The organism is Cohnella nanjingensis (assembly GCF_014212125.1).
GTDB lineage: Bacteria > Bacillota > Bacilli > Paenibacillales > Paenibacillaceae > Cohnella > Cohnella nanjingensis.
This window is the reverse complement of record NZ_JACJVP010000006.1, coordinates 173,968-194,916: the sequence shown is the minus strand read 5'-3', so window position 1 is coordinate 194,916 and position 20,949 is coordinate 173,968. Positions and strand designations below refer to the sequence as shown.

10 protein-coding genes are annotated in these 20,949 nt (G+C 52.7%); all 10 read left to right on the top strand.

The window, feature by feature from the left end:
* Complete coding sequence (locus tag H7C19_RS05390; protein WP_185141545.1) at window positions 1–3,114, top strand: glycoside hydrolase family 2 protein; 3,114 nt, start codon at window positions 1–3, stop codon at window positions 3,112–3,114.
* Window positions 3,115–3,155: 41 nt separating this feature from the next.
* Window positions 3,156–4,379: a TIM barrel protein gene (locus H7C19_RS05385; protein WP_185141544.1), complete on the top strand. Its 1,224-nt coding sequence runs from the start codon at window positions 3,156–3,158 to the stop codon at window positions 4,377–4,379.
* 33 nt (window positions 4,380–4,412) lie between these two features.
* Entirely contained in the window at window positions 4,413–5,909 is a 1,497-nt protein-coding gene (locus H7C19_RS05380) for a rhamnulokinase (RefSeq protein WP_313731392.1), read from the top strand.
* Between the two features lie 119 nt (window positions 5,910–6,028).
* Window positions 6,029–10,096 (top strand): LamG-like jellyroll fold domain-containing protein, encoded by a 4,068-nt coding sequence (locus H7C19_RS05375; RefSeq protein WP_185141543.1) that lies wholly within the window; start codon window positions 6,029–6,031, stop codon window positions 10,094–10,096.
* Between the two features lie 644 nt (window positions 10,097–10,740).
* The gene (locus H7C19_RS05370) at window positions 10,741–12,459 is read left to right on the top strand and encodes a sensor histidine kinase (protein WP_221469051.1); all 1,719 of its coding nucleotides are present in this window, start codon (window positions 10,741–10,743) and stop codon (window positions 12,457–12,459) included.
* 32 nt (window positions 12,460–12,491) lie between these two features.
* Window positions 12,492–14,147, top strand: a complete 1,656-nt coding sequence (locus H7C19_RS05365) for a response regulator transcription factor (RefSeq protein ID WP_185141541.1) — start codon at window positions 12,492–12,494, stop codon at window positions 14,145–14,147.
* Between the two features lie 102 nt (window positions 14,148–14,249).
* Window positions 14,250–15,962, top strand: a complete 1,713-nt coding sequence (locus H7C19_RS05360; protein WP_185141540.1) for an extracellular solute-binding protein — start codon at window positions 14,250–14,252, stop codon at window positions 15,960–15,962.
* Between the two features lie 83 nt (window positions 15,963–16,045).
* Entirely contained in the window at window positions 16,046–16,960 is a 915-nt protein-coding gene (locus H7C19_RS05355; protein ID WP_185141539.1) for an ABC transporter permease, read from the top strand.
* 17 nt (window positions 16,961–16,977) lie between these two features.
* Window positions 16,978–17,865, top strand: coding sequence for a carbohydrate ABC transporter permease (locus tag H7C19_RS05350; RefSeq protein ID WP_185141538.1), 888 nt, complete (start codon window positions 16,978–16,980; stop codon window positions 17,863–17,865).
* A gap of 59 nt (window positions 17,866–17,924) precedes the next feature.
* Window positions 17,925–20,930, top strand: a complete 3,006-nt coding sequence (locus tag H7C19_RS05345) for a discoidin domain-containing protein (protein ID WP_185141537.1) — start codon at window positions 17,925–17,927, stop codon at window positions 20,928–20,930.
* Window positions 20,931–20,949 lie beyond the last annotated feature (19 nt).

The following is a 20,949-nucleotide window of genomic DNA, read 5'->3' as shown; positions in this document are numbered from 1 at the left end:
ATGAACAAAGCGGAATATGCCTATTCACTGAACGGAACAGACTGGACGCTGGAATGCGTCGGAGGAGCGTTCCCGACCATCCCGGCGACGGTGCCCGGTAATATTCAAGCGGATCTGGAGAATGCGCGCTGCTTGAAGCCGCTATGGTACGGCATGGGCGATGAGCGCATCTGGGAGGTGGCCCGTCACGATTGGCGGTATGACAAGGAATTTACGGTGCCGCCCGCTTGGAAGGGAAAGCGGATCAAGCTGAGCTTTGACGGGGCGGATTATGCCTGCGACGTCTACCTGGACGGTCGGAAAATTGCGGCGCACGAGGGCCAGTTTGAACGGTTTTCCGTTGACATTACGGAAGATATCCGCCTTGAGGGAAGTCATAAGCTGTCCGTTCTGTTTCATAAGATGCCTCCCGAGCTGGAGGAGTACCTTCAGAAGTCCGACGGCGCCGGGAGCGGAGAGGGCACCCCGTTCTTCTTCGTCTGGGGGATGAACAAAACCCGGCAGGTGCTCAGAGGCCTGAAGAGCATCACGAATTTCAGCTATGACTGGGGAACCAACATTTGGACGATGGGCTTGTGGAAGGACGTTACGCTGTACGCCTCCGACGTGGCGCGAATTGAAGATTTGCGCGTCTGGAGCGAACCGGACGATAGCTATAAGCAAGCAATTGTCCGCGGCACGTGGGAGATCAACAGCACGGAGGATGCCGAGGGCGAGCTGGATATCCTACTGACGTCTCCCAACAGTCAGTATCGTTTCCAGCAAACCGTCCGGCTCAAAGCCGGAGACAACCGGATTCTCTGGGAACAAACCGTTGACGACCCGGAACTGTGGTGGCCCGCCGGACATGGAGAGCAGCCGCTGTATACGCTGGAAAGCAAGTTGTACATGGCAGAGAGCCCGACGCCATCGGACGGCCGGACCGTGCGATTCGGCATTCGCCGGCTGGAATGGGGGCAGCTGGACGGCGTGCCGGAGGACTTTATCAATCCGCTTAAGCTCACGGTCAATGGAAGACGGATTCGCACGATGGGCAGCAACATGTCTTCCCCGGATCTGCTGCACGGAAGAGCGCATGGCAGAGGACGTCTCTATGCGCAGCGCGCCAAGGAAGCCGGCTTCAATACGTTGCGCATGCACGCGGGACAGATCGTTTTTACCGAAGACTTCTACGATGCTTGCGACGAAATGGGGCTGCTGCTGTCCATCGAATTTCCGGCAGGGAATTGCATCATCGAAGAGGACGAAGACATCGTTCGCCATTGGTGCGGCGTCGTCACCGACATGGTGAAGCTGCTCCGAAACCATCCCAGCATTATGGAGTGGTCCGGCGGCAACGAAATGGGATGGCAGCAGGATACGGTTCATCCGGCGCTTGAGGCGACAAGGGCGATCATTGCGGAGGAGGACGGACGGTATTTCCGCGCGACCTGTCCTGCCCAGGGCGTGCGCCATGCGCCGTGGGATTACAATGCGGCGATCCATTACAAGCTTTATAACGACGAGAATATGCGCGACCAGACCGGCACCTATCCCATGATGAGGAACGGAGAATTCGGCACGCAGACGCCGAACAATCTCGAATTGCTCAAGCGCACGATCCCGCCGCGTTCCCGGTTTCCGATCGACAAGAACGACCCGGTCCTGATTCGCAAAAATATGATTAAAGCGGCGTTTAACGATGAAGTGTGGCTGATGCCGGACAATATCGAGCGGCTGTTCGGGAAGGCGGAATCCTTCGAAGAGCTGATAAAATCGGCACAGTGGATGGGCGCCGAAGGGCTTCGTTACGCTTTCGATTCGCTGCGCTGGAGAACGGGCATGGGCGGATTTACGAGCTGGTGCTTCAACGAGCCGTGGCCGAACGGGGCGGGTTCGTTCCTGGTCGATCACGACGGCCGTCCGGTTCACATGTATTACGGAGTGGCTCAGGCGATGGAGCCGATCAATCTGTGCCTGAAATACGATTCCGTCCTGTTCGATCTGTTCGACGGGCTGGAGGCGGAGCTGATTCTATGCAGCGACGAGCCGGAGGACGTCAAAGATTTGCGCTGGCGTTATGTGCTGAGGGATCGCCATGGCGACGTGTACCGCAGCGATGAAGGCGTGGCAAGCATCGGCATGCTGGAAGCCAAATCCCTCGGACGTATCACGATCGAACCTCCGCTTCCCGTCAGAACCGGCCCGGTCATTCTGGAGCTGTATCTGAACGACGCGGACGGCAAGCGCGTTAACGAGCGGCTTTATGTCTTCGGAGCGCAGGGCGCCCGCGCGCCGCTGGCCGGCATGTATAAGGAAGGGCTGCCGGATCCGGAATTCGGTTCGCCGCCGACCTATACGGGGATGCTGGGAGGCTCGGTGAAAAGAGCGGCGATTAACGCCGAGGCGTTAAGCCATGAATCCGACGCTGAAGGGGAAACGCTTCGCCTGCGGGTGACGAATACCGGCGAAATGACGGCCTTGTATGTCGAGACGCATCCGCTGCTGCTCTATCGGACAGATATTACCGTCCATGAGCAGTTCGGGTTTATCCCTCCGGGCGAGCATAGAGACGTCACGATCACCGCTCCGCGCGGAGAGGATCTGACCTTGCTGCAAACGGGGTGGTACGTGACCGCGTTCAACGCGGAGACAGCCGAAGTGCATCCGCAGGACGTTGCGCTGTGGACGGGGCGGCAGGACCGGACCTGCGAAGGCTTTGCCGGGTTTGACGGCGACGGGTCTTCGGCGACGGGGGCGATCAGCTTTGCCGCGGAACCTTCAAGCGGACGCGTACCGGCAGAAGAAGTGCCGTATTTATGGGAGCAGAAGCTGGAGTTCCGCTTCACCGTCGGCAAGGAACAAACCGGCAAAGCGGGAACGCTGTGGATTTACTCGGCGGACCAGGCGGAAGGCGGCGCCGGCATCACGGCGCGTCTCAACGATACGGAGCGATCAGGTGAAATACCGGCCGGCTACGGATTTCAAAAAACGGAGCCGTGGCAGCTGGCCATGCCGCAGACGACGCCAATCGCTTTTCCTCCCGAAGCCTTCCAAGAGGGCGAGAATCTCCTCGTTATCTCTACCGTTAAGGGTTGGATCAGCATTGACGCGATGAACCTGTCTTTCAGATAGATTTCAAATTCAAATAGAACGAATGGATATGGAGTGAAAGCATGAGAACCGATCCCAAGTTATATTTAGCCGTAGACAATTGCTTCGCCACGAAACGATGGACGCGGCCGGCGGAATGGATGGACCTATTGCGGGAGTTTGGCGTGTACGTGGCGGAAGCGAGTGCCGACAACGAATTCGATCCGCTCTATATGGACGTTTCCTATATGGCCGATTGGCTGATCGAGGCGAAGCGGGAGGGCGAGAGAACGGGCGTGCGTATCGGCAATATCTTCTCCGGCCATGGCACTTATACGACGCTTGGGCTAGCCCATACGGATAAGCGTAACCGGGATCGGTTTTTGAACGAGTGGCTGAAGCCGATGTCGGCTTTCGCGGCTCAGGCGGGGGCGGGCTTGGGATTTTACTGCCATGCCTTCCCCGATTCCATTCTGCAGTCGCCGCAGGATTATGCCGAAGCGGAGCTTGACCTATATGCAAGGCTGGCGGAGCTCGCAATCCATTGCCGGGAGCTCGGCATCGAGGCGTCGGGCGTCGAACAAATGTATACGCCCCATCAGATTCCCTGGACGATCGAAGGCTCGAAGAAGCTGCTGCGCGAAGTTTACCGGAGGTCGCAAGCGCCGTTCTACTTGACGTTGGACACCGGTCATCAAAGCGGGCAACGCAAATTCATAAGGCCCGGCCGGGAGCAGATGAGGCTTGCGGCTTCAAGGAAGACACGGACGGGCGGAGCTCACGGCATCTGGCTCGGTCCCAAATCGGCGGACCTGTTGTTCCAGGAAATGTCGGCCCAACCGAAAAGCGAGCGGGAGCGGTATTTGAATCTCATCGAAGAAGAAATGGACCGCTATCCGCATTTGTTCGCCCGGCCGACGGACGGGGATACGTATCTATGGCTGAAGGAGCTGGGCTGCTACTCTCCGATTGTGCATTTGCAGCAGACGAACGGGGCTTCCTCTTCGCACCTTCCTTTCACGGAGGAGGAGAATGCCAAGGGCATCATTTTCGGAGAGCCATTGCTTCGCGCAATCGCCGACTCCTATCATCGCGCCGAGACGGACGGCATGCCGCCAAAATGCCGGGAGCTGTATCTGACGTTGGAGGTATTTTCCGGAACAAGTGAAATCAATTCGGACATTTTGTACAAAATCCGCGAATCCGTCCGTTACTGGCGCAAGTTTATTCCTCATGACGGAATTGCTTTAAGCGATGCGTTGCGGAATTTGCCGGAAGTCGACGGGAAAGGCGCGAGTCTCGGATAACGACAAATCCGAATCGGATGGAGGTGCTGCATCGTGGATCAATCGCTGAAAATGCTTGGAATGGATTATGGCGCGAGCGGGGGGCGGACGATGCTTGGTTCCTTCGACGGTTCAACGTTGAAGGTAGAGGAGATTTATCGGTTCGAGAATGCGCCCGTGCGCCTTGGCGATCATTGGTACTGGGACTTTCTGCGTTTATTTCTTGAGTTAAAGCGGGGAATCTCGAAGTATTGGAATAGTCATGGGGGACAGTTGGCCTCGATCGCCGTCGATACTTGGGGAGTCGATATCGGCTTTCTGGACGGAAGGGGCCGATTGCTGGCCAATCCCTACCATTATCGGGACGCCAGAAACGAAGGCATGCCGGAGCTCGCCAATGACATTATCCCCAGAGAGGAAATGTATTCGTTAACCGGCGCTTACCCTTGGCAGTACAACACGCTTTTTCAGCTTCTGTCAACGGAACGGAACGACCCCGTCCTGTGGGAAAAAGCGGAAACGATGCTCTGGATGCCGGATCTGTTTCAATATTTCTTGACCGGTGTGAAGGCTTCGGAATACACGGTAGTCAGCACCGGCGGTTTGCTGGATCCGGTGAAGCGCTGTTGGTCCGAGACGCTGTTCTCGCGTTTGGGGTTGCCGACACGCCTGCTGGCGGAGCTCGTTCAGCCGGGGACCCGTGTGGGGAATCTGCTGCCTTCGGTTTGCTCGGAGTTGGGGGTTCCCGCCGTTCCCTTCATCGCCACTGCGTCTCACGATTCGGCGGCAGCGGTCGTCTCCGTCCCCTTGATGGACGAGTCTTCGGCGTTCATCAGCTGCGGAACATGGTCCATTATGGGCGTGGAGAGCGCTGTGCCGGTTTTGGGACCGCAAGGCTTGCAGCTGTCTTTTACGAATGAAGGCGGTCTGGAGGGGAAAACCCGAATCGTAAAAAACATCATGGGACTCTGGCTGCTGCAGGAATGCCGCCGTCAGTGGGCGGCGGAGGGGGAGACGGCCGATTTCGCCGACATGCAGGAATGGGCTAGTGCCGAAAGCGGCGGAATCTCCTTCATCGACCCCGACGATTTGTCCTTTATGGCACCGGAACATATGCCTCATGCGGTTCTTGCCTACTGCCGGCGCACGTCGCAGCCCGTTCCGCAATCCAAAGGGCAAATCGTGCGCTGCATCCTCGATAGCCTGGCTCTGAAATACAGGCAAACGGTGGAGGAGTTGGAGCAACTGCTCGCCAAGAAGATCGGCGCGATTCATATGGTCGGCGGCGGCGTAAACAACCGCTTGCTTTGCCAGCTGACAGCCGACGTTACGGGCAAACCCGTCATAGCGGGGCCGGTCGAAGCGACGGTCGCGGGCAATTTGCTTGTGCAGGCTATCAGCCACGGCGAAATCGCCAATGCAGCAGAGGCCCGCGAGGTCGTGGCCCGATCATTCTTGCCCGAAGTCTACGAGCCGTCCGATACGCTTCGCTGGAACGAGGCTTATGACCGTTACTTGAATATCGCGGCGCGAATTGCTGAAAAGGGTTGACGATCAGGGCCGAGAGAGGGGGGATGCGGGCTCAGAATAGTCAGGATAAGCGTTTCGTTTCGACAGCGTGAAATCGATTGTGCAAGCGTTATCAATTTCGCGATGAAGGAGAGAGTATGATGAATGTGATCACTAGGAAAGGGCTTTGGCGAACGTTGATCGTGTGGCTTGTCGGTTCATTGCTTTTCGTTTCTTATCCCCCGCAGGCGTTATACGCCGAAGTCATCCTGCCGGCCCCTCTTGCCGCGTGGAGCCTGGATGAAGGAACGGGAACGACCGCTGCCGACTCCGCGGGCGGCGGTTATGACGGGACTTTGGCGGGAGGAGCGGGATGGGTGACGGACGCCAAGTTCGGCCATGCCGCCGATTTTGCCACTAACGGCTCGAAGGTTGATATTCCGAGCAACGATATCCATTTTGGTAACACGTTTACTTTATCCTTCTGGGTGAAGACGCCACAAGAGAATCGGCTTAGGGTGCTGCTCGCCAGAGGCCTGAACGGAGCGGTGGGCCATTTCGACGTCACCCTCTTCCCGGACACGGGCATCCTGTATATGTCCGCTCCGGATTTGTCGGGCAATACGATCAGCGGCATGAAAATAGACGATGGCGCATGGCATCACGTAGCGATCACGCTGGGCGACGAGAAGCTGACGTTCTACAAGGACGGCGAGCGCGTCACCAGCAATACCGTGACGGGCGCCATTGCGGATACGACATCGGCCATGGCCATAGGCGCGCTGACGGAAGGGGCGTTCTCGATCGGAGGCAGCATGGCCGATGTGCAAGTATTCGGCGAAGCATTGTCGGCTACCCAAGTGATGAAGCTGTATGATCCCACGGACTCCATCTTGGGGCAATGGAATCTGAACGAAGGAACGGGGACCGTAGCGGCCGACAGTTCCTACTTTGGCCGGGACGGAACCATTACCGGGGCGAGTTGGGCAAGCGATCCGACGTTCGGGAGCGTGCTGGATTTCAGCGCCGCGGGCTCTCGCGTCGAGATCGGCTCCGCGAATATCGACCCGGCCGATGTCTTCTCTCTGTCCGCATGGGTGAAGGCGCCGCAAAATCGCAGTCATAACCAGGTGCTGCTGGCCAAAGGAGACGGGAGCGCGACGGGGCATTTCGAGCTGGCGCTGGCACAGGGCACGGGCGATCTTTATTTCGAAGCGCCGGATCTGCTCGGGGATACCTCCAGCGGAGTGACGATCGACGATAACGCCTGGCATCATCTCTTGGTCACCTATAACGGAACCGCAATGAAATTTTATATCGATGGCATATGGGTCCGAACGAGCCCGGTAACGGGAAGCATCGCGAGCTCGACGGATACGCTCGCCATCGGAAGTGTTCCGGGCGGTGACGATTCCATGGGCGGGCTTATGGCGGAAGTCAAAATTTTCTCCAAGGCGATCAATAAACCCTCCCAGGCAACGGAGCATCCGCTCAAGAATACGCTGTTCGACATGGAGAAGGAACAGTTCAATCCCGGGCCTTCGCCGCTAGACGGAGCCGCGGATTCTATCGTACTGCAGCAAGGGACGGCTGCCCATCCGCAAGCGAAAGACGCGATGAGCTTAAACGGACCGTGGAAAATGATCGCCGAAGGAGATGAAAACGAGCGAAGCGACGGCAACTGGACGGATATGAATCAGGCTTACGAGATTACGGTGCCTACGCCGGTAACGGCGGCGTTGATCGGTTTGAACGTGCTGGAAGATCCCTTCACGATCAAAGATACGCCGTCTGTAACGTATCCGGCTGCAGAAGCCCATAAAGATTGGTATTTTCTGAAGACCTTCGATGTACCGGCCGGAAAGACGTTCTCGAAGCTGTCTTTTCAAGGCGTCGCCTACAAGAGCAAAATATGGCTGAACGGCCAACTGCTTGGGACGCATGCCGGGATGCACGATGACTTCTCGTTCGACGTAGACGGAATTGTAACCGAGGGGACCAATACCCTTGTCGTCAAATCGGATGCCCGCAAGAATGAAGCGGAATGCACGGGAATTCCTTACGTCACCGAATGCAACGACTACTTGCCGCCTCAGGGCATTTGGAAGGGCGCCTCGCTGGAGGAATCCCCTGCGGTGGACATTCATTCGCCTTTCATCGCCACCCGGGATTTCACTTCCGGTAAAATGGGGTTGGCCGTAGATTTGTCGGCGCACACGAGCGCAAGCGGTACGTTGTTGATTACGATCGCGCCTTCCAACTTTACGGGATCAAGCTATTATTACGAATATCCGGTCAGCGCTTTTACGGGCGAGAAATCCCTGAATCTGGAGTTTCATATTCCGAATCCGCGGCTCTGGTGGCCGAACGGAGGAGGGGAGCAAAATCTTTACAAGCTGGGCGTCTCGTTCGCGCCGGCCTCGGGCAAGGCCGATTACGCGGAGTCGACGTTCGGCATTCGCACCGTCGAATTGACGCCCGGACCGCAAGGTTCCAATGAGGATGAGTATAATTTCAACTACGTCGTCAACGGCAAGCCGACGTTTATTAAAGGAGCCGACATGGGCGTAGAGGACGCGCTGCTGCGCGGAGACTACGGCAAGCTGGAGCGGATGCTGACGCTCGGGGCGAAGCAAGGCATCAACTATATTCGCAACATGGGGGGCGGCGTGCCCGGGTCGGACGATTTCTACGCGTTGTGCGACAAGCTAGGCATCATGGTTTATCAAGAGTGGACGCCCGCATGGAGCGCGACGGAAGTGATGCCCTATTCCATTCTGGAAGGGCAAGTCCGGTCCAATACGCTCCGTCTTCGCAATCACCCTTCGCTTGTCGCGTACGGGGGAGGAAACGAGCTGGCGTCATCGACCGGAACGAATATGACCATGATGGGCAAATCCGCATATGAGCTGGATGGAACGCGCCCCTTTTTCAAGACGAGTCCGTGGGGCGGAAGCGAGCATTTCTATGATGCCATCCTGAACGAACCCCCGGCCGATATCGACGTTTATTTGTCCAAAAAGGCGCGGTTTCTCGGGGAATTCGGCGAGCCGTCCAGCCCCAACATCGAGTCGGTCAAGAAGTTCATGCCGCCCAGCCTGCCGGACCCGGACTCCGATCTGGAGTCGGCCATGGAGATGATCCAGGCGCAGAAGAACGTCACGGGCAAGGAAGCGACGATGACCGCGCACGCTTTGTTGTTCGCGGAGGCGGGCAGTACGGCGGACGATTTCCTGAATTACCGCAACTACGCCAGAGCTACGCAGCTTGCGCAAGCAACCTCTTTAAGACATACGATCGATCTGGCCAGATCGAGTTATCCGGAATCCGCCGGACTGTCCTATTACCGGCTCTACGACGGGGAATACCCGATTATTTTCTGGTCGACCATCGACTATTACGGCGTTCCGAAAATGAGCTATTACTTCGTGCAGGATAGTTACGCGCCGCTTCATGCCGTCGCGCGCTTGAGCAGCTTCGACAACTACGGAACCGGCCTCAGTGCGCCGATCTATTTGCTGGACGACAATGACGCGACGGCGAATTCGAATTGGCAAGTGAAGGTCAAAGCGTACGATCACAATCTGGATTTGGTCAAGGGTGAAACCTACTCGGGCACGGGATCGGCCGGGAGAGTCAGCCAGGCGGGCACCTTCCAACTGAGCGCGAACCAGACCGAATCCTCGCCGTTATTGATCGTGACCGAGGTTGTGAAGGACGGGCAGCTCGCCGACCGCACGTTCTATTGGTTGAATTTTGAGCAAGTGCAGGGCGCAATGTTCGACCTACCGAAAACGACGCTGTCTTGGCAGTCCGGCAACGGCGTCATTACGGTGACGAATACGGGGAATAAACCGGCCGTTGCCGTGAGCTTTGACGTGGAGGATATTTCGGACGAATTCATGGCGGACGACGACTTCTTCTGGCTGGAGCCCGGGGAAAGCAAAACCGTACCGGTGAATACGACGTCGATCGATAGCGTCAGCGCCTGGAACGCGGATGCTGCTGCCGGCAGCGGCTCCGGAGGCAACGGTGGTGATGGAGGAGGCGACGGTAACGGCAGTACAGACGGGGCCGGCGGCGGCTCGACTACTCCAGCCAGGAATAGCAGTTCCATTTCGCTGCCCGTAACGTCCGACGGTGTCTTCCTCGGATCGGTGACGATCGACGTGAACGCAAAAAATGGACGATGCAGAAAGGACGAAGCAGAGGGTTTCGGTGTCTTCTAGCGATAATATTCAGTTATTAGAACGAAGTGCATAAGTCATGCGGCAAGTTAAACGTTATTAAAAATGGTTATAGGCCCTTGGATTAGGGTCTATAACCATTTTTACTGTAAAACCATCTAGCCTTCCGAGTTTGCGAACTGCGTGCGGCGAATTCAATTCGATAAAAACGACAATAGAAATTCCGAAATGAACACATGGATACATTGCTAGAGGAATGAAACAATGAACAGACAATAGGATTCCGAAACCGAAACAGAACGGGGTGTGTTCAATGTCATCGAATGGTTTTCGGAATGCCGGCAGAACGCAGCCAACGGAACCTAAGTGCCCTTCTTGAAGTAACCCGATGTACCATTTCACCGGTAACATATAGCCTCGCAACAGATGGGATGACGGAGCGGCTCACCTTCTCGAAGTACTCTGTCGCCATCGAAGAGCTGCTCACCAATTCGTCCTTTTGTCTTTCCGTCTCTAACATAATAAATAGCTAACCGGACCCCGACCTTCCCTTGTCTACTCAAATACAGAATTCGGGTGTATGCTGAGATACAGTCGCTCGTTTTTCTAGGAAGGGAGCTTATAGACCGATGGTACCCATTAAAATGTCTATTAAATCCGTATGGAAAATGTCTCTCTTCAGCAGATTGGTCATCACGTTTCTGCTTATCATTTTACCCATTTATGCGCTTAGTATCGAGATCTATCAATGGACCGTACAAACCCAGAGGCAGGATATCTCCAATACGATGCTTTCCCAGGTCGATTTTTACAAGGAGAATCTTGAAAAAGAAATACAAAGAGTAAAACTTCTTCAGTACTACTTCATGGACGACGTGAATTTGCAGCAGCTTGCTTTTCTGCCGGAATCTCTCGACGACTACGGCAAAGCACAATCGATTTTACAGGTTCAACAGCATTTGAAATCGATAGCCAGCAGCAGTTCTTATATCATTAGTGCAAGCGCCTACATCCCGTCTATAGATAGGGTGATCTCGTCATCGGCCTTTGAAAGCTCCATCCCTTACGAGGAGTTTAACGCCCTTGATGTGAACGCTTACAATTCTAAAAGCGCGCAAACGATTTATTGGAATAAGCGTCTCTTTTTAAGCATTTCCAATTTATCCAACACGCCGATCGACACCCAAAGCAAAGATAAAAAGAAACCTGCTTACATCATTGCCCTGGAATTGAATCTGCGCGTGTTGGAAGACGCATTAAAGCAGTTCAATAATTACAATGACGGAGGGGCTTTGTTAGTCGATCATCGCAACAATTTCGTATTGACGAGCACGAACAACGCCGAAGAAAATTCAACGGTTTCGGAATACGTGAAGACGGCCGTAAAAACCGCAAAAAGCGGCTCTAAGAATATAAAGATCATGGACAAGTCGTATTGGATGATCTATACGAGCTCCGACTATCTAGGCATTACGTTGTCCAAGTTCGTACCGGAGAGCGAAGTTCTTAAAGCCTTCGAGAAGTATTCCAACTGGTTTTGGATTTTTACCGCGACGGCGATTCTGCTTATTCTGATTTATTCCTTTTCTACTTACCGGATAATATACAAACCCTTGTCGCTGCTAGTCAAAGCTTTCCGCAAGATGGAGAAGGGCGATTTGAATATATCCATTACGCATAAATCCGACAACGAATTCAGATACCTGTACGACGCTTTCAACAAAATGGTCGATAAGTTCGGCACTTTAATCGAACAAGTCTATAAACAGAAAATACTTGCGCAGAACGCGCAGTTGAAGCAGCTTCAGACGCAAATCGTCCCGCACTTTCTTTACAACAGCTATTTCATCCTGCACAGGATGGTGATCGATGAAGATAACGACAATGCGGCGCGGTTCTCGCAGCAGCTTGGAACCTATCTGAAATTCATAACGCGAAGCGGATCGGACGAGGTTACGTTAGTTAGCGAAATCGAGCATGCAAGGATATATGCGGAAATATTGAGCATGCGGTTTGCCAGCAGAATGAAAATCGAATTCGAACCGACGCCGGAAGAATACAGCTCTATTAGAGTGCCGCGTCTCATTATACAGCCCATTATCGAGAATGCGCTTGAGCACAGTCTGGAGAATAAGGCCAGCGGCGGAATACTGAGCATCTCGTTCCTAAAGTCGGAAAAAGCGTTGAATGTTGTCGTCGAAGATAATGGAAACGGTCTGAACGATCAAGAATTAGAGGCTCTGCAGAAGTCTCTTATCGAAAAGGATCATATGGATGAGGTAGAAACGACCGGAATTAAAAATATACATAGGAGACTCCAATACAGCATGGGGAACGACAGCGGATTGCTATTTTCCAGAAGCGATCTGGGTGGATTAAAGGTGACTGTCCAAATTGCATTATAGCCTCTTGAAATGAGAAATGAGGGAGCGAGACCATGTACAAACTGTTGATTGTGGATGATGAACAGATGATCGTGGATTGGCTTTGCAGGCTTTTTGGCGGTCTAACGCAGCTTGAGCTGGATATATACAAAGCCTACACGGGAGAGCAAGCCTTGAGCTGGCTGAATAGGACGAAGATCGATATCGTCCTGACGGACATCCATATGCCCGAGATGAACGGAATACAGCTCCTTGATCACATCAAGATCAGGTGGCCGGGCTGCAAGGTCATATTTTTAACCGGATACGACCAATTCGATTATGTATATGCGGCAATAAAGCATGACGGCGTCAGTTATTTGTTGAAAACGGAAGACGACTCCGAGATCATAAAGACGGTAGAAAAAGCCATCGGCGAGATTGAGAATAGTTACAGAAATACAGAGCTGATCAGCAGGGCGAGACAGCAAGTAAGCAAGGCAATGCCGCTGCTTCAAAAGGAATATCTAACCACGCTCCTTCGGGGGGAGAAGTCCGTACTTCCGGTTACGCAACAGCAACTGGATGAAATGGAGATCTCTCTGAACGCCGATCTCCCTGTAATTATGCTGCTAGGAACAATGGATAATCTGTCCAAAAAGCTGGCCCTGGCCGAGAAGAACCGCCTGATCTATACCGCAAAGAACATTGTGGAAGCGTATTTGTCCGAGAACATCCGCTCATCCTACATTTTTTACGAAGAGTCGTACTCCGTATGGTTAATCCAATCTGCCGATCCCCGGATCACTTGGGAAAGAACCAGCCTGTTCATTAAGGAAACGCTGGAAACCGCTCAGAAGGCTTGTATGGAATCCCTTCAAGTAAGTATGTCTTTCGCTCTTGCCAAGGATTTAAGCAGTTGGGATACGGTTTCCGAAAGGTACTACGGTTTAAGACAGTTGCTAAACTACCGTATCGGTTCTAAAAGCGGCATTATCCTTAGAGAGAATGAACCCGTAACTGTCGTACAAGATCAATCTCAAGGTACAAACCGGTATGAAGGAAAAATATACGCGTATCTGAATAAGATCAGTAAACTGGAGAGCTGTTTGGAGCGAGGCCAGAAGCGGGACTTCTTCGATATCTATTCGGAGATCGGGGAGTTTCTTTCCAAGATTCATAGCATGCATGACATTCCCGCGTTGGAAATTTATTTTTCATTGTCATTAAAGCTGTTATCTTACATCAACCGGAGGGGGCTTGTTGCAGAACAGGTATTCCATTCAAGCTTAAGCAAGCTTACCCGGATCGATGAATTCGATTGCTGGACGGATGCCGTCGACTATTTGCACTTGATTGCCAAAGACATCTTTAAGCTGCAGGAACGCGATCAAGAAAAACGGGAAGAGGATATCATCATGCTCGTGCAACAGTATATTTTCGAGCATTTATCGGAGGATATCTCCCTGGTAAAGCTAGGCGAGCTGACCTATTTCAACCCTTCGTACCTATCGCGGTTGTTCAAACAGATAACCGGCACCAATATTTCAGACCATATTCAGCTTGCGCGGATAAACAAGGCAAAGGAGCTTCTCGGAGGAACCGGAATGAAAATACACGAGGTCTCCTTGGCGATCGGCTTTGATTCTCCCGCTTACTTTGCCAAGTTTTTCAAAAAATCCACCGGAATGACGCCCCAGGAGTACCGCGATTCTACAATCATGAAGTAAATGAAAAGCGCAAATGTAAAGAATGTCATATGTTAACCGCTTTCATTCGCCGATTATAATAAATTCAGAGATCTCACTTACATAAAAAATCGGAGGGTGTACATGAAACATCAAAGAATCGTAAAGCTCATTTCCTTTGCGCTTGCGGCTTCAGTAGTATCGTCATTGGCCGCTTGCGGTTCGTCGAACCTTACAAAGAACGAAGCGCCATCCCCGCAAGCCAGCGGCTCGGCATCCCCTGAAGGATCGGGAAGTCTCGAAAAAATCGATCCTATGGGCAAATACGATCCCCCAATTACGGTAACAAGCATAAGACCGGATCTTGGCACCAACTATAAATATGATGCAGGCGAAACGATCGACAACAACGTCTGGACCAAAGCGTATCAAGACGATCTGGGAATCAATATCAAATATAATTGGGTTGTTCCGACCGAACAATATGCGCAAAAATTCGGCGTTTCCATTGCCTCGAACGATTTGCCCGATGTATTCGATGTCAATATGAAGGACTTCAAGCAGTTGATCGACAACGATGCGATTGCCGATTTGACAAGCTTTTATGAACAATACGCCACGCCGCTAACCAAAAGCGTTATTGAAGCCGACGGCGGCTTGGTGCTTGGAACGGCCAAATTTAACGGAAAGCTGATGGCGATTCCGGAGACTCAATCGATGTTGGACAACATTGAAATGATCTGGATCCGGAACGATTGGCTCAAAAAGCTGAATTTGCCGGTACCCAAGACGATGGATGAATTGATCAAAACTGCGGAAGCGTTTGTCACGCAGGACCCTGACGGAAACGGAAAGGCCGATACGTTTGGCTTTGCGATCAATAAGGATGCGATAAGCGGCGCATTAACCGGGTGGGCCGATATTGCTCCGATATTCTATGGCCATCATGCGTATCCGGGCGGATGGATCAAGGATGCCTCCGGCAATCTGGTCTATGGCACCGTACAACCCGAAGTCAAGACAGCCTTGGCGGCATTGCAGGACATGTACAGCAAAAAGCTGATCGATCCGGAATTCGGCGTTAAAGACGGCACGAAAGTGGCTGAATCCACGACCGCAGGCAAAATCGGAATCGAATTCGGAGCGATGTGGAACTCCATTTGGCCGCTGAACGGAAGTAAAGAAAACGAAAAGGATTCCGGCGACTGGATCGCGATTCCGTTGGTTTCTTCGGACGATAAGCCTGCGCTGTCTTTGGTCTCGTCTCCCGCTACGAATTACCATGTCGTAAACAAAAACTTCAAGCATCCCGAAGCGCTTATCAAAATGGTAAACGAATGGGTAGAGAATACGATGGGTCCCAATGCGAACAACAACAAATACGGGACTACGCCTGAAGGTAAAGAAATATTCAAGATGTCCATGTTCCGCGTATGGGGGCCTAAGCAAAATCTCGAAATTTACCAGACGATGCAAACGGTCTTGCAAACCAAGGATACTTCAAAGCTGAATGCCTCCGACAAAACCACCTATGACAAAATTGTCGCTTATCAGGGCGGGGATATCAAGAGCTGGGGGACTGCAGCCATATTCGGGCCGGGCGGCTCGCAATCCATATTGGAGCAGATCGACAAAAATAAAGAATGGGTCTTCAACGAGTACTACGGCGCCCCTACCCAAACCGAGATTGATAGGGGAGCTACGCTTAGCAAAATACAGAACGAAACTTTCCTTAAGATTATCATGGGCAAAGAGTCGATCGATGAATTCGACAAATTCGTCGACCAGTGGAAAAAGCTGGGCGGAGACCAACTGACTAAGGAAGTCAACGAATGGTACAAATCTAAGTCGCAATAGTCGGGAATAACGCGTAAAAAGGAAGTTGGTTCCGCCAGCTTCCTTTTTACTGAAATCGAAAGCAATACGACGGAGGAATAGGCATGGAGGCTCTAAGAGCGAGAGGTAAAAAATGGGTTCGGGAATCGCCGTTGCATCTGATGATGGTACCCGGGATCATTCTGCTGCTGATATTCAGCTATGGACCGATGCTGGGAATTTTAATGGCATTCGAGAGATTCAATATTTCCAAAGGATTTTTCAGGTCGGAATGGGTCGGACTCGATAATTTTAAGTTCATTTTGCAAATACCCGATGTACGCCAAGTGTTCTGGAATACGATCTTTATCGCCTTCATGAAGATTGTTGCCAGTTTGATCGTGCCCGTCGGATTAGCGCTTCTGTTAAATGAAGTGCGAGCGAAGTATGTCAAAAGAGGGATTCAAACGATTATCTATCTACCGTACTTTTTATCCTGGGTCCTCCTTGCAGGTATTTTAATCGATATCCTATCCCCCTCCAGCGGTATCGTCAATCAATTTTTGGGGATATTCGGCATCAAGCCCATCTTTTTTTTAGGGAATGAAAAGATATTTCCGTATTTGCTTGTCGTTACGCATGTGTGGAAGGAAGCAGGATTTGGAACGATCATCTATCTGGCGGCATTGACGGGGATCGATCCGACGCTATACGAAGCGGCTATCGTAGATGGAGCCAGCCGATGGAGGCAGACTTGGCATGTCACCTTGCCGGGATTGGCCCCGATCATCATTCTGATGACCGTATTGAGCCTTGGCGGCATATTGAATGCAGGGTTTGATCAGGTGTTCAATTTATATAATCCGCTCGTGTACAGCACCGGAGATATCATAGATACGATGGTGTACAGGATGGGGCTGATCGATAACCAATTCAGCATCGCTACGGCCGTCGGCTTATTCAAATCTGTCGTTTCTGTTATTCTCATATCGGTTTCGTACAAGCTGGCAGATAAATTTGCGGGATATAAAGTTTTATAATCCGTTGGAGGACAGATATGAAGGGTAACACTTCAATTGGAAGATTGGCTTTTCCTATTTTTAATTATTTGTTTCTTTCTGCTTTCGCCTTGCTGTGTCTATTGCCTCTGGTCCACGTGCTGGCTATTTCATTCAGCAGCGGTACGGCAGCGTCATCGGGTCAAGTCACTTTGTGGCCTGTTCACTTCACATTTAAAGCCTATGAGTTCGTTGCCAACAAACCGGAATTTATCCGATCCATGATGGTTTCTTTCGAGAGAGTGCTCCTTGGCGTGCCGATCGATATGCTTCTGATCATCACGATTGCCTATCCTCTTTCTAAAGACGAAAGAATGCTTTCATTCCGCAAGGGCTATGTCGTATTTTATATGATTACGATCCTCTTTGGAGGCGGATTAATTCCTTGGTATATGGTCATTAAAATGACCGGGTTGATCGATTCCATTTTTGCTCTGATTTTGCCAGGCGCCGTTTCCATATTCAGTGTAATCATTCTGCTTAATTTCTTCAGAAATTTGCCCAAGGAGATCGAAGAGGCGGCGTTTATTGACGGTGCCGGACACTGGTATACGTTGTGGAAAATATACGTGCCGCTTTCCATGCCTGCCATTGCCACTTTGATCTTGTTTTCTTCCGTAGGCCACTGGAATAGCTGGTTTGACGGCATTATCCTGATGAACAGGACGGAGCATTATCCACTGCAGAGTTATCTTCAAACCGTTGTGGTACAACAAGGCTTGCTCAAGATGATTACCATTCAGGATACGCAAACGCTTCTCGCAGTCTCCGATAGGACGAACAAGGCCGCACAGATCTTTATTGGGGCATTGCCGATCCTGCTCGTGTACCCTTTCCTGCAAAGGTATTTCATGAGCGGGATCGTCATGGGGAGCGTCAAGGGATGAAGCGTCGGCGTTCGGGAACGAGTATAAACGATCTAATCGCAGAAAGCGGGGAGTAGGAAATGAAAAGAGGAATATCATTATTGTGTTGCTCGCTCGCCCTATTCGGTTCATTGACGTTGTCTCCGTCCGGCAAGACGTTCGCCGCCTCCGGCCCGACGCTGTCGTTCGATCTGTCGGCTCAGGGCAAGACGATACACAATACATTCTCCGATATCAATGCCTGGGATTATGAGATTGATTGGACAACGAAAGCGGCGGGTCAACCTTCCAATACGTTCGCCACCCAGTATCCGTTCGTGAAGAACGTTCAGTTTATGACGGCGACCGGAGGCTGCTATGTCGGCTTTCCCGGTTGCAGTACGAACCGCGATCTTTTCGCCGATCCCTCCGACAGAACGAAGGTAACGGACTATGATTTTTCCCGGTTGATCAGCGCGCTTCATCACGTCGTGGATCAAGGATTGAAGCCGCATATCAAAACCGGCAATATCCCGATGAAGCTGTCCGACAATCCGACGGTAGGCGTCATGGAAGCGAACCTCAAACCGCCCGGTGATTACAATCAATATTATAATTACATCAAAGCGTTGGCTCAGGCGCTTGTCGTCGAGTTTGGGCTAGCTGAAGTAAAAACCTGGACGTGGGGCGTCTTCACCGAATACGAGAACCCGGAATGGTTCGACGATGGCGTCAGTTCCGCTTCCACCCAGACCGCCTTTTTCAAGATTTACGATTATACGGTAGCGGCGCTCGAAGATGCGATCGGAGCAAGCAACTTGACGGTGGGCGCTCACAGTATGTCAGTAACCGAAGGACTGTGGGACGAGCTGGCTTTTATCGATCATGCTGCCGGCGTAGGACCGGACGGCGTCAATTACAAGACGGGCTTGAGAGGCACCAAGATCGATTTCTTGAGCGCTTCGTTCTATGACTTGACGCCCGGAGTCAAGATGCCCGGCGGCAAAAGCCTGGTCGACACGATCGAGACGCTCCGCAAACGGGCTGTCGCCGATGGGCTGGCGAATTTGAAATACGGGATTGACGAAGGGCGCATCAACTCCGGTCCGGATGCCAAGCCGCTATATTCGCGGATTGTCGCCAGTAGCTTCCAGTCATCCTCGGATGCCAAGCAGTTCAAGACGATGCTCGATTGGGACATCGACTGGTTTTCCGCATGGGGATTAAGCACGGAAGGGATCTGGGGCGGCGTTCCCGCGGTCTCTACGCATATTGCCAATCTCGGCTACCGGATGGTGGGCGATAAGCGTGTGGAAGGCGAATTTTCGGGTGCGACGGTCGATTCGAGCAACGAAGTGAACGGGATCGGCGGATACAACGAAGCGGCGAAAACGGTTCACCTCATGGTCTACAATCATAATAACGACATGAATCGTACGACAGGAGAGACGCCCGCTGTCACGATCAACAACATTGTCCCCGTTTCCGGCAATACGGTCACGGTGAAGAAATGGATTGTGGACGATTCGCACGGCAATTTCTGGCCGGCCTGGTGGAGTGACAAGGCGAATCGCGGGATTCCGGATTCCGCGTATTCCTGGTCGAAGTATACGATGGAAGTGCCGAGAAGCTTGAAAAATGCCGCGGACCAAAATTACTGGTATTCGCGTGAAGCCGCCTACAAGACGCTGGCAACATTGACGCCTGTGACGACGACGGAGACCATCGTCGGCAACCGCTTGACGCTGGCCCCCGAGCTTGACCATCACGGCGTTGTCTTCTACGAGATTATGAATGCCATGAGCGCGGGGACGACGATTACCGACGAACTGAACGATTGGAGCGGGGTTCTGTCGCACACTGCGGGGCTCATACTCGATAAGACGAATGCCTCTGCGTTGGGAGATCAGAGCCGCGCGACGCGGCAGAGCAACGGGGATACGCCGCAATTCATCGTCTATCGCTTGGACAATGCAACCCGCTTCCGGCTAACCGGATTGTTCGCGACCGATCAGGAGCCGGTCATCCGCAACTTCAAATTTGATGTGTCTCCGGATGGCGCGAATTGGACGGAGCATGGAGGATGGAGTTATTCGGACTCCCCTGTCAACGATGGTTATTGGACGAAGCGAGTCTATACGATGACGAGGCTTCCGGACCATACGAATTATGTCAAGATTGCGTTCCCTACCGGGGGAACGCTATCGTACAGCCCGCAAATCGGGCAGGCGCAAATCTCCGATGTGCCGTGGAACTCAGCGCCGATCATTGACGAACTGGACGATTGGTCAAAGGTAAGCTCGCACAGCTCGGGTCTAATGTTCGATACGGCGCACGGAGCGGCACTGGGCGATTCAAGCCGAGTCATGCGGACGCAGACAGGCCTGACACCCGAGCATCTGATTTATCGCAGCGAAGCGACGGATCTTCAGTTGACGGCTCTGTATGCGACCGATAATGAACCGGGCATCCGCAACTTCAAGTTTTATACCGCTCCGGACGGCGTGACGTGGACGGAACAGCAAGGCTGGGATTACGCAGATTCCCTGATCAATGACGGCGCTTGGACCAAACGCGTCTATACGCTCGGCAAGCTTCCGGCAGGCACCCAGTTTATCAAGGCGGAGTTTCCGACGGGAGGATCATTGGTATATAGCCCGCAGCTCAGCCAGATCAAGCTGAATACGGCGTCCATGGTCAACTTCGCGAAGGGCGCAACGGCTTCGGCGTCGAACGCCGATACGGCCGGCGGCTATGCCGCCGAGAAGGTTAACGATGGGGCGGCTACGACGGATTGGAGCGGCTGGGCTACCGACGGCACCTCTCTGCCGCAGTGGGTACAACTGGACTTCGGCGCTTCCAGAACGTTCAGCCGGGTGGAGTTGTACACGACATCGGGGTATGCCATTAAGGATTACCGGATTCAATACTGGGACGGCTCGAATTGGATCGACTGCTTGCCTGCGATCACAGGCAACACGTTCGACCAACGGACGCACACGTTCCCGATGGTCACCGGCTCGAAGCTGAGAGTTCTCGGCACGAGCGGGCCTGATATTCAACCGGAATATATCCGGGTGAACGAGATAGAAGTATACTCGGAATAAGGCTTTCGGTTACCAACAC

What these genes read in the sequence shown, in the direction of transcription:
- H7C19_RS05390 (WP_185141545.1), top strand. Translation starts at nt 1, where the DNA reads ATGAACAAAGCGGAATATGCCTATTCACTGAACGGAACAGACTGGACG.
- H7C19_RS05385 (WP_185141544.1), top strand. Translation starts at nt 3,156, where the DNA reads ATGAGAACCGATCCCAAGTTATATTTAGCCGTAGACAATTGCTTCGCC.
- H7C19_RS05375 (WP_185141543.1), top strand. Translation starts at nt 6,029, where the DNA reads ATGAATGTGATCACTAGGAAAGGGCTTTGGCGAACGTTGATCGTGTGG.
- H7C19_RS05365 (WP_185141541.1), top strand. Translation starts at nt 12,492, where the DNA reads ATGTACAAACTGTTGATTGTGGATGATGAACAGATGATCGTGGATTGG.
- H7C19_RS05360 (WP_185141540.1), top strand. Translation starts at nt 14,250, where the DNA reads ATGAAACATCAAAGAATCGTAAAGCTCATTTCCTTTGCGCTTGCGGCT.
- H7C19_RS05355 (WP_185141539.1), top strand. Translation starts at nt 16,046, where the DNA reads ATGGAGGCTCTAAGAGCGAGAGGTAAAAAATGGGTTCGGGAATCGCCG.
- H7C19_RS05350 (WP_185141538.1), top strand. Translation starts at nt 16,978, where the DNA reads ATGAAGGGTAACACTTCAATTGGAAGATTGGCTTTTCCTATTTTTAAT.
- H7C19_RS05345 (WP_185141537.1), top strand. Translation starts at nt 17,925, where the DNA reads ATGAAAAGAGGAATATCATTATTGTGTTGCTCGCTCGCCCTATTCGGT.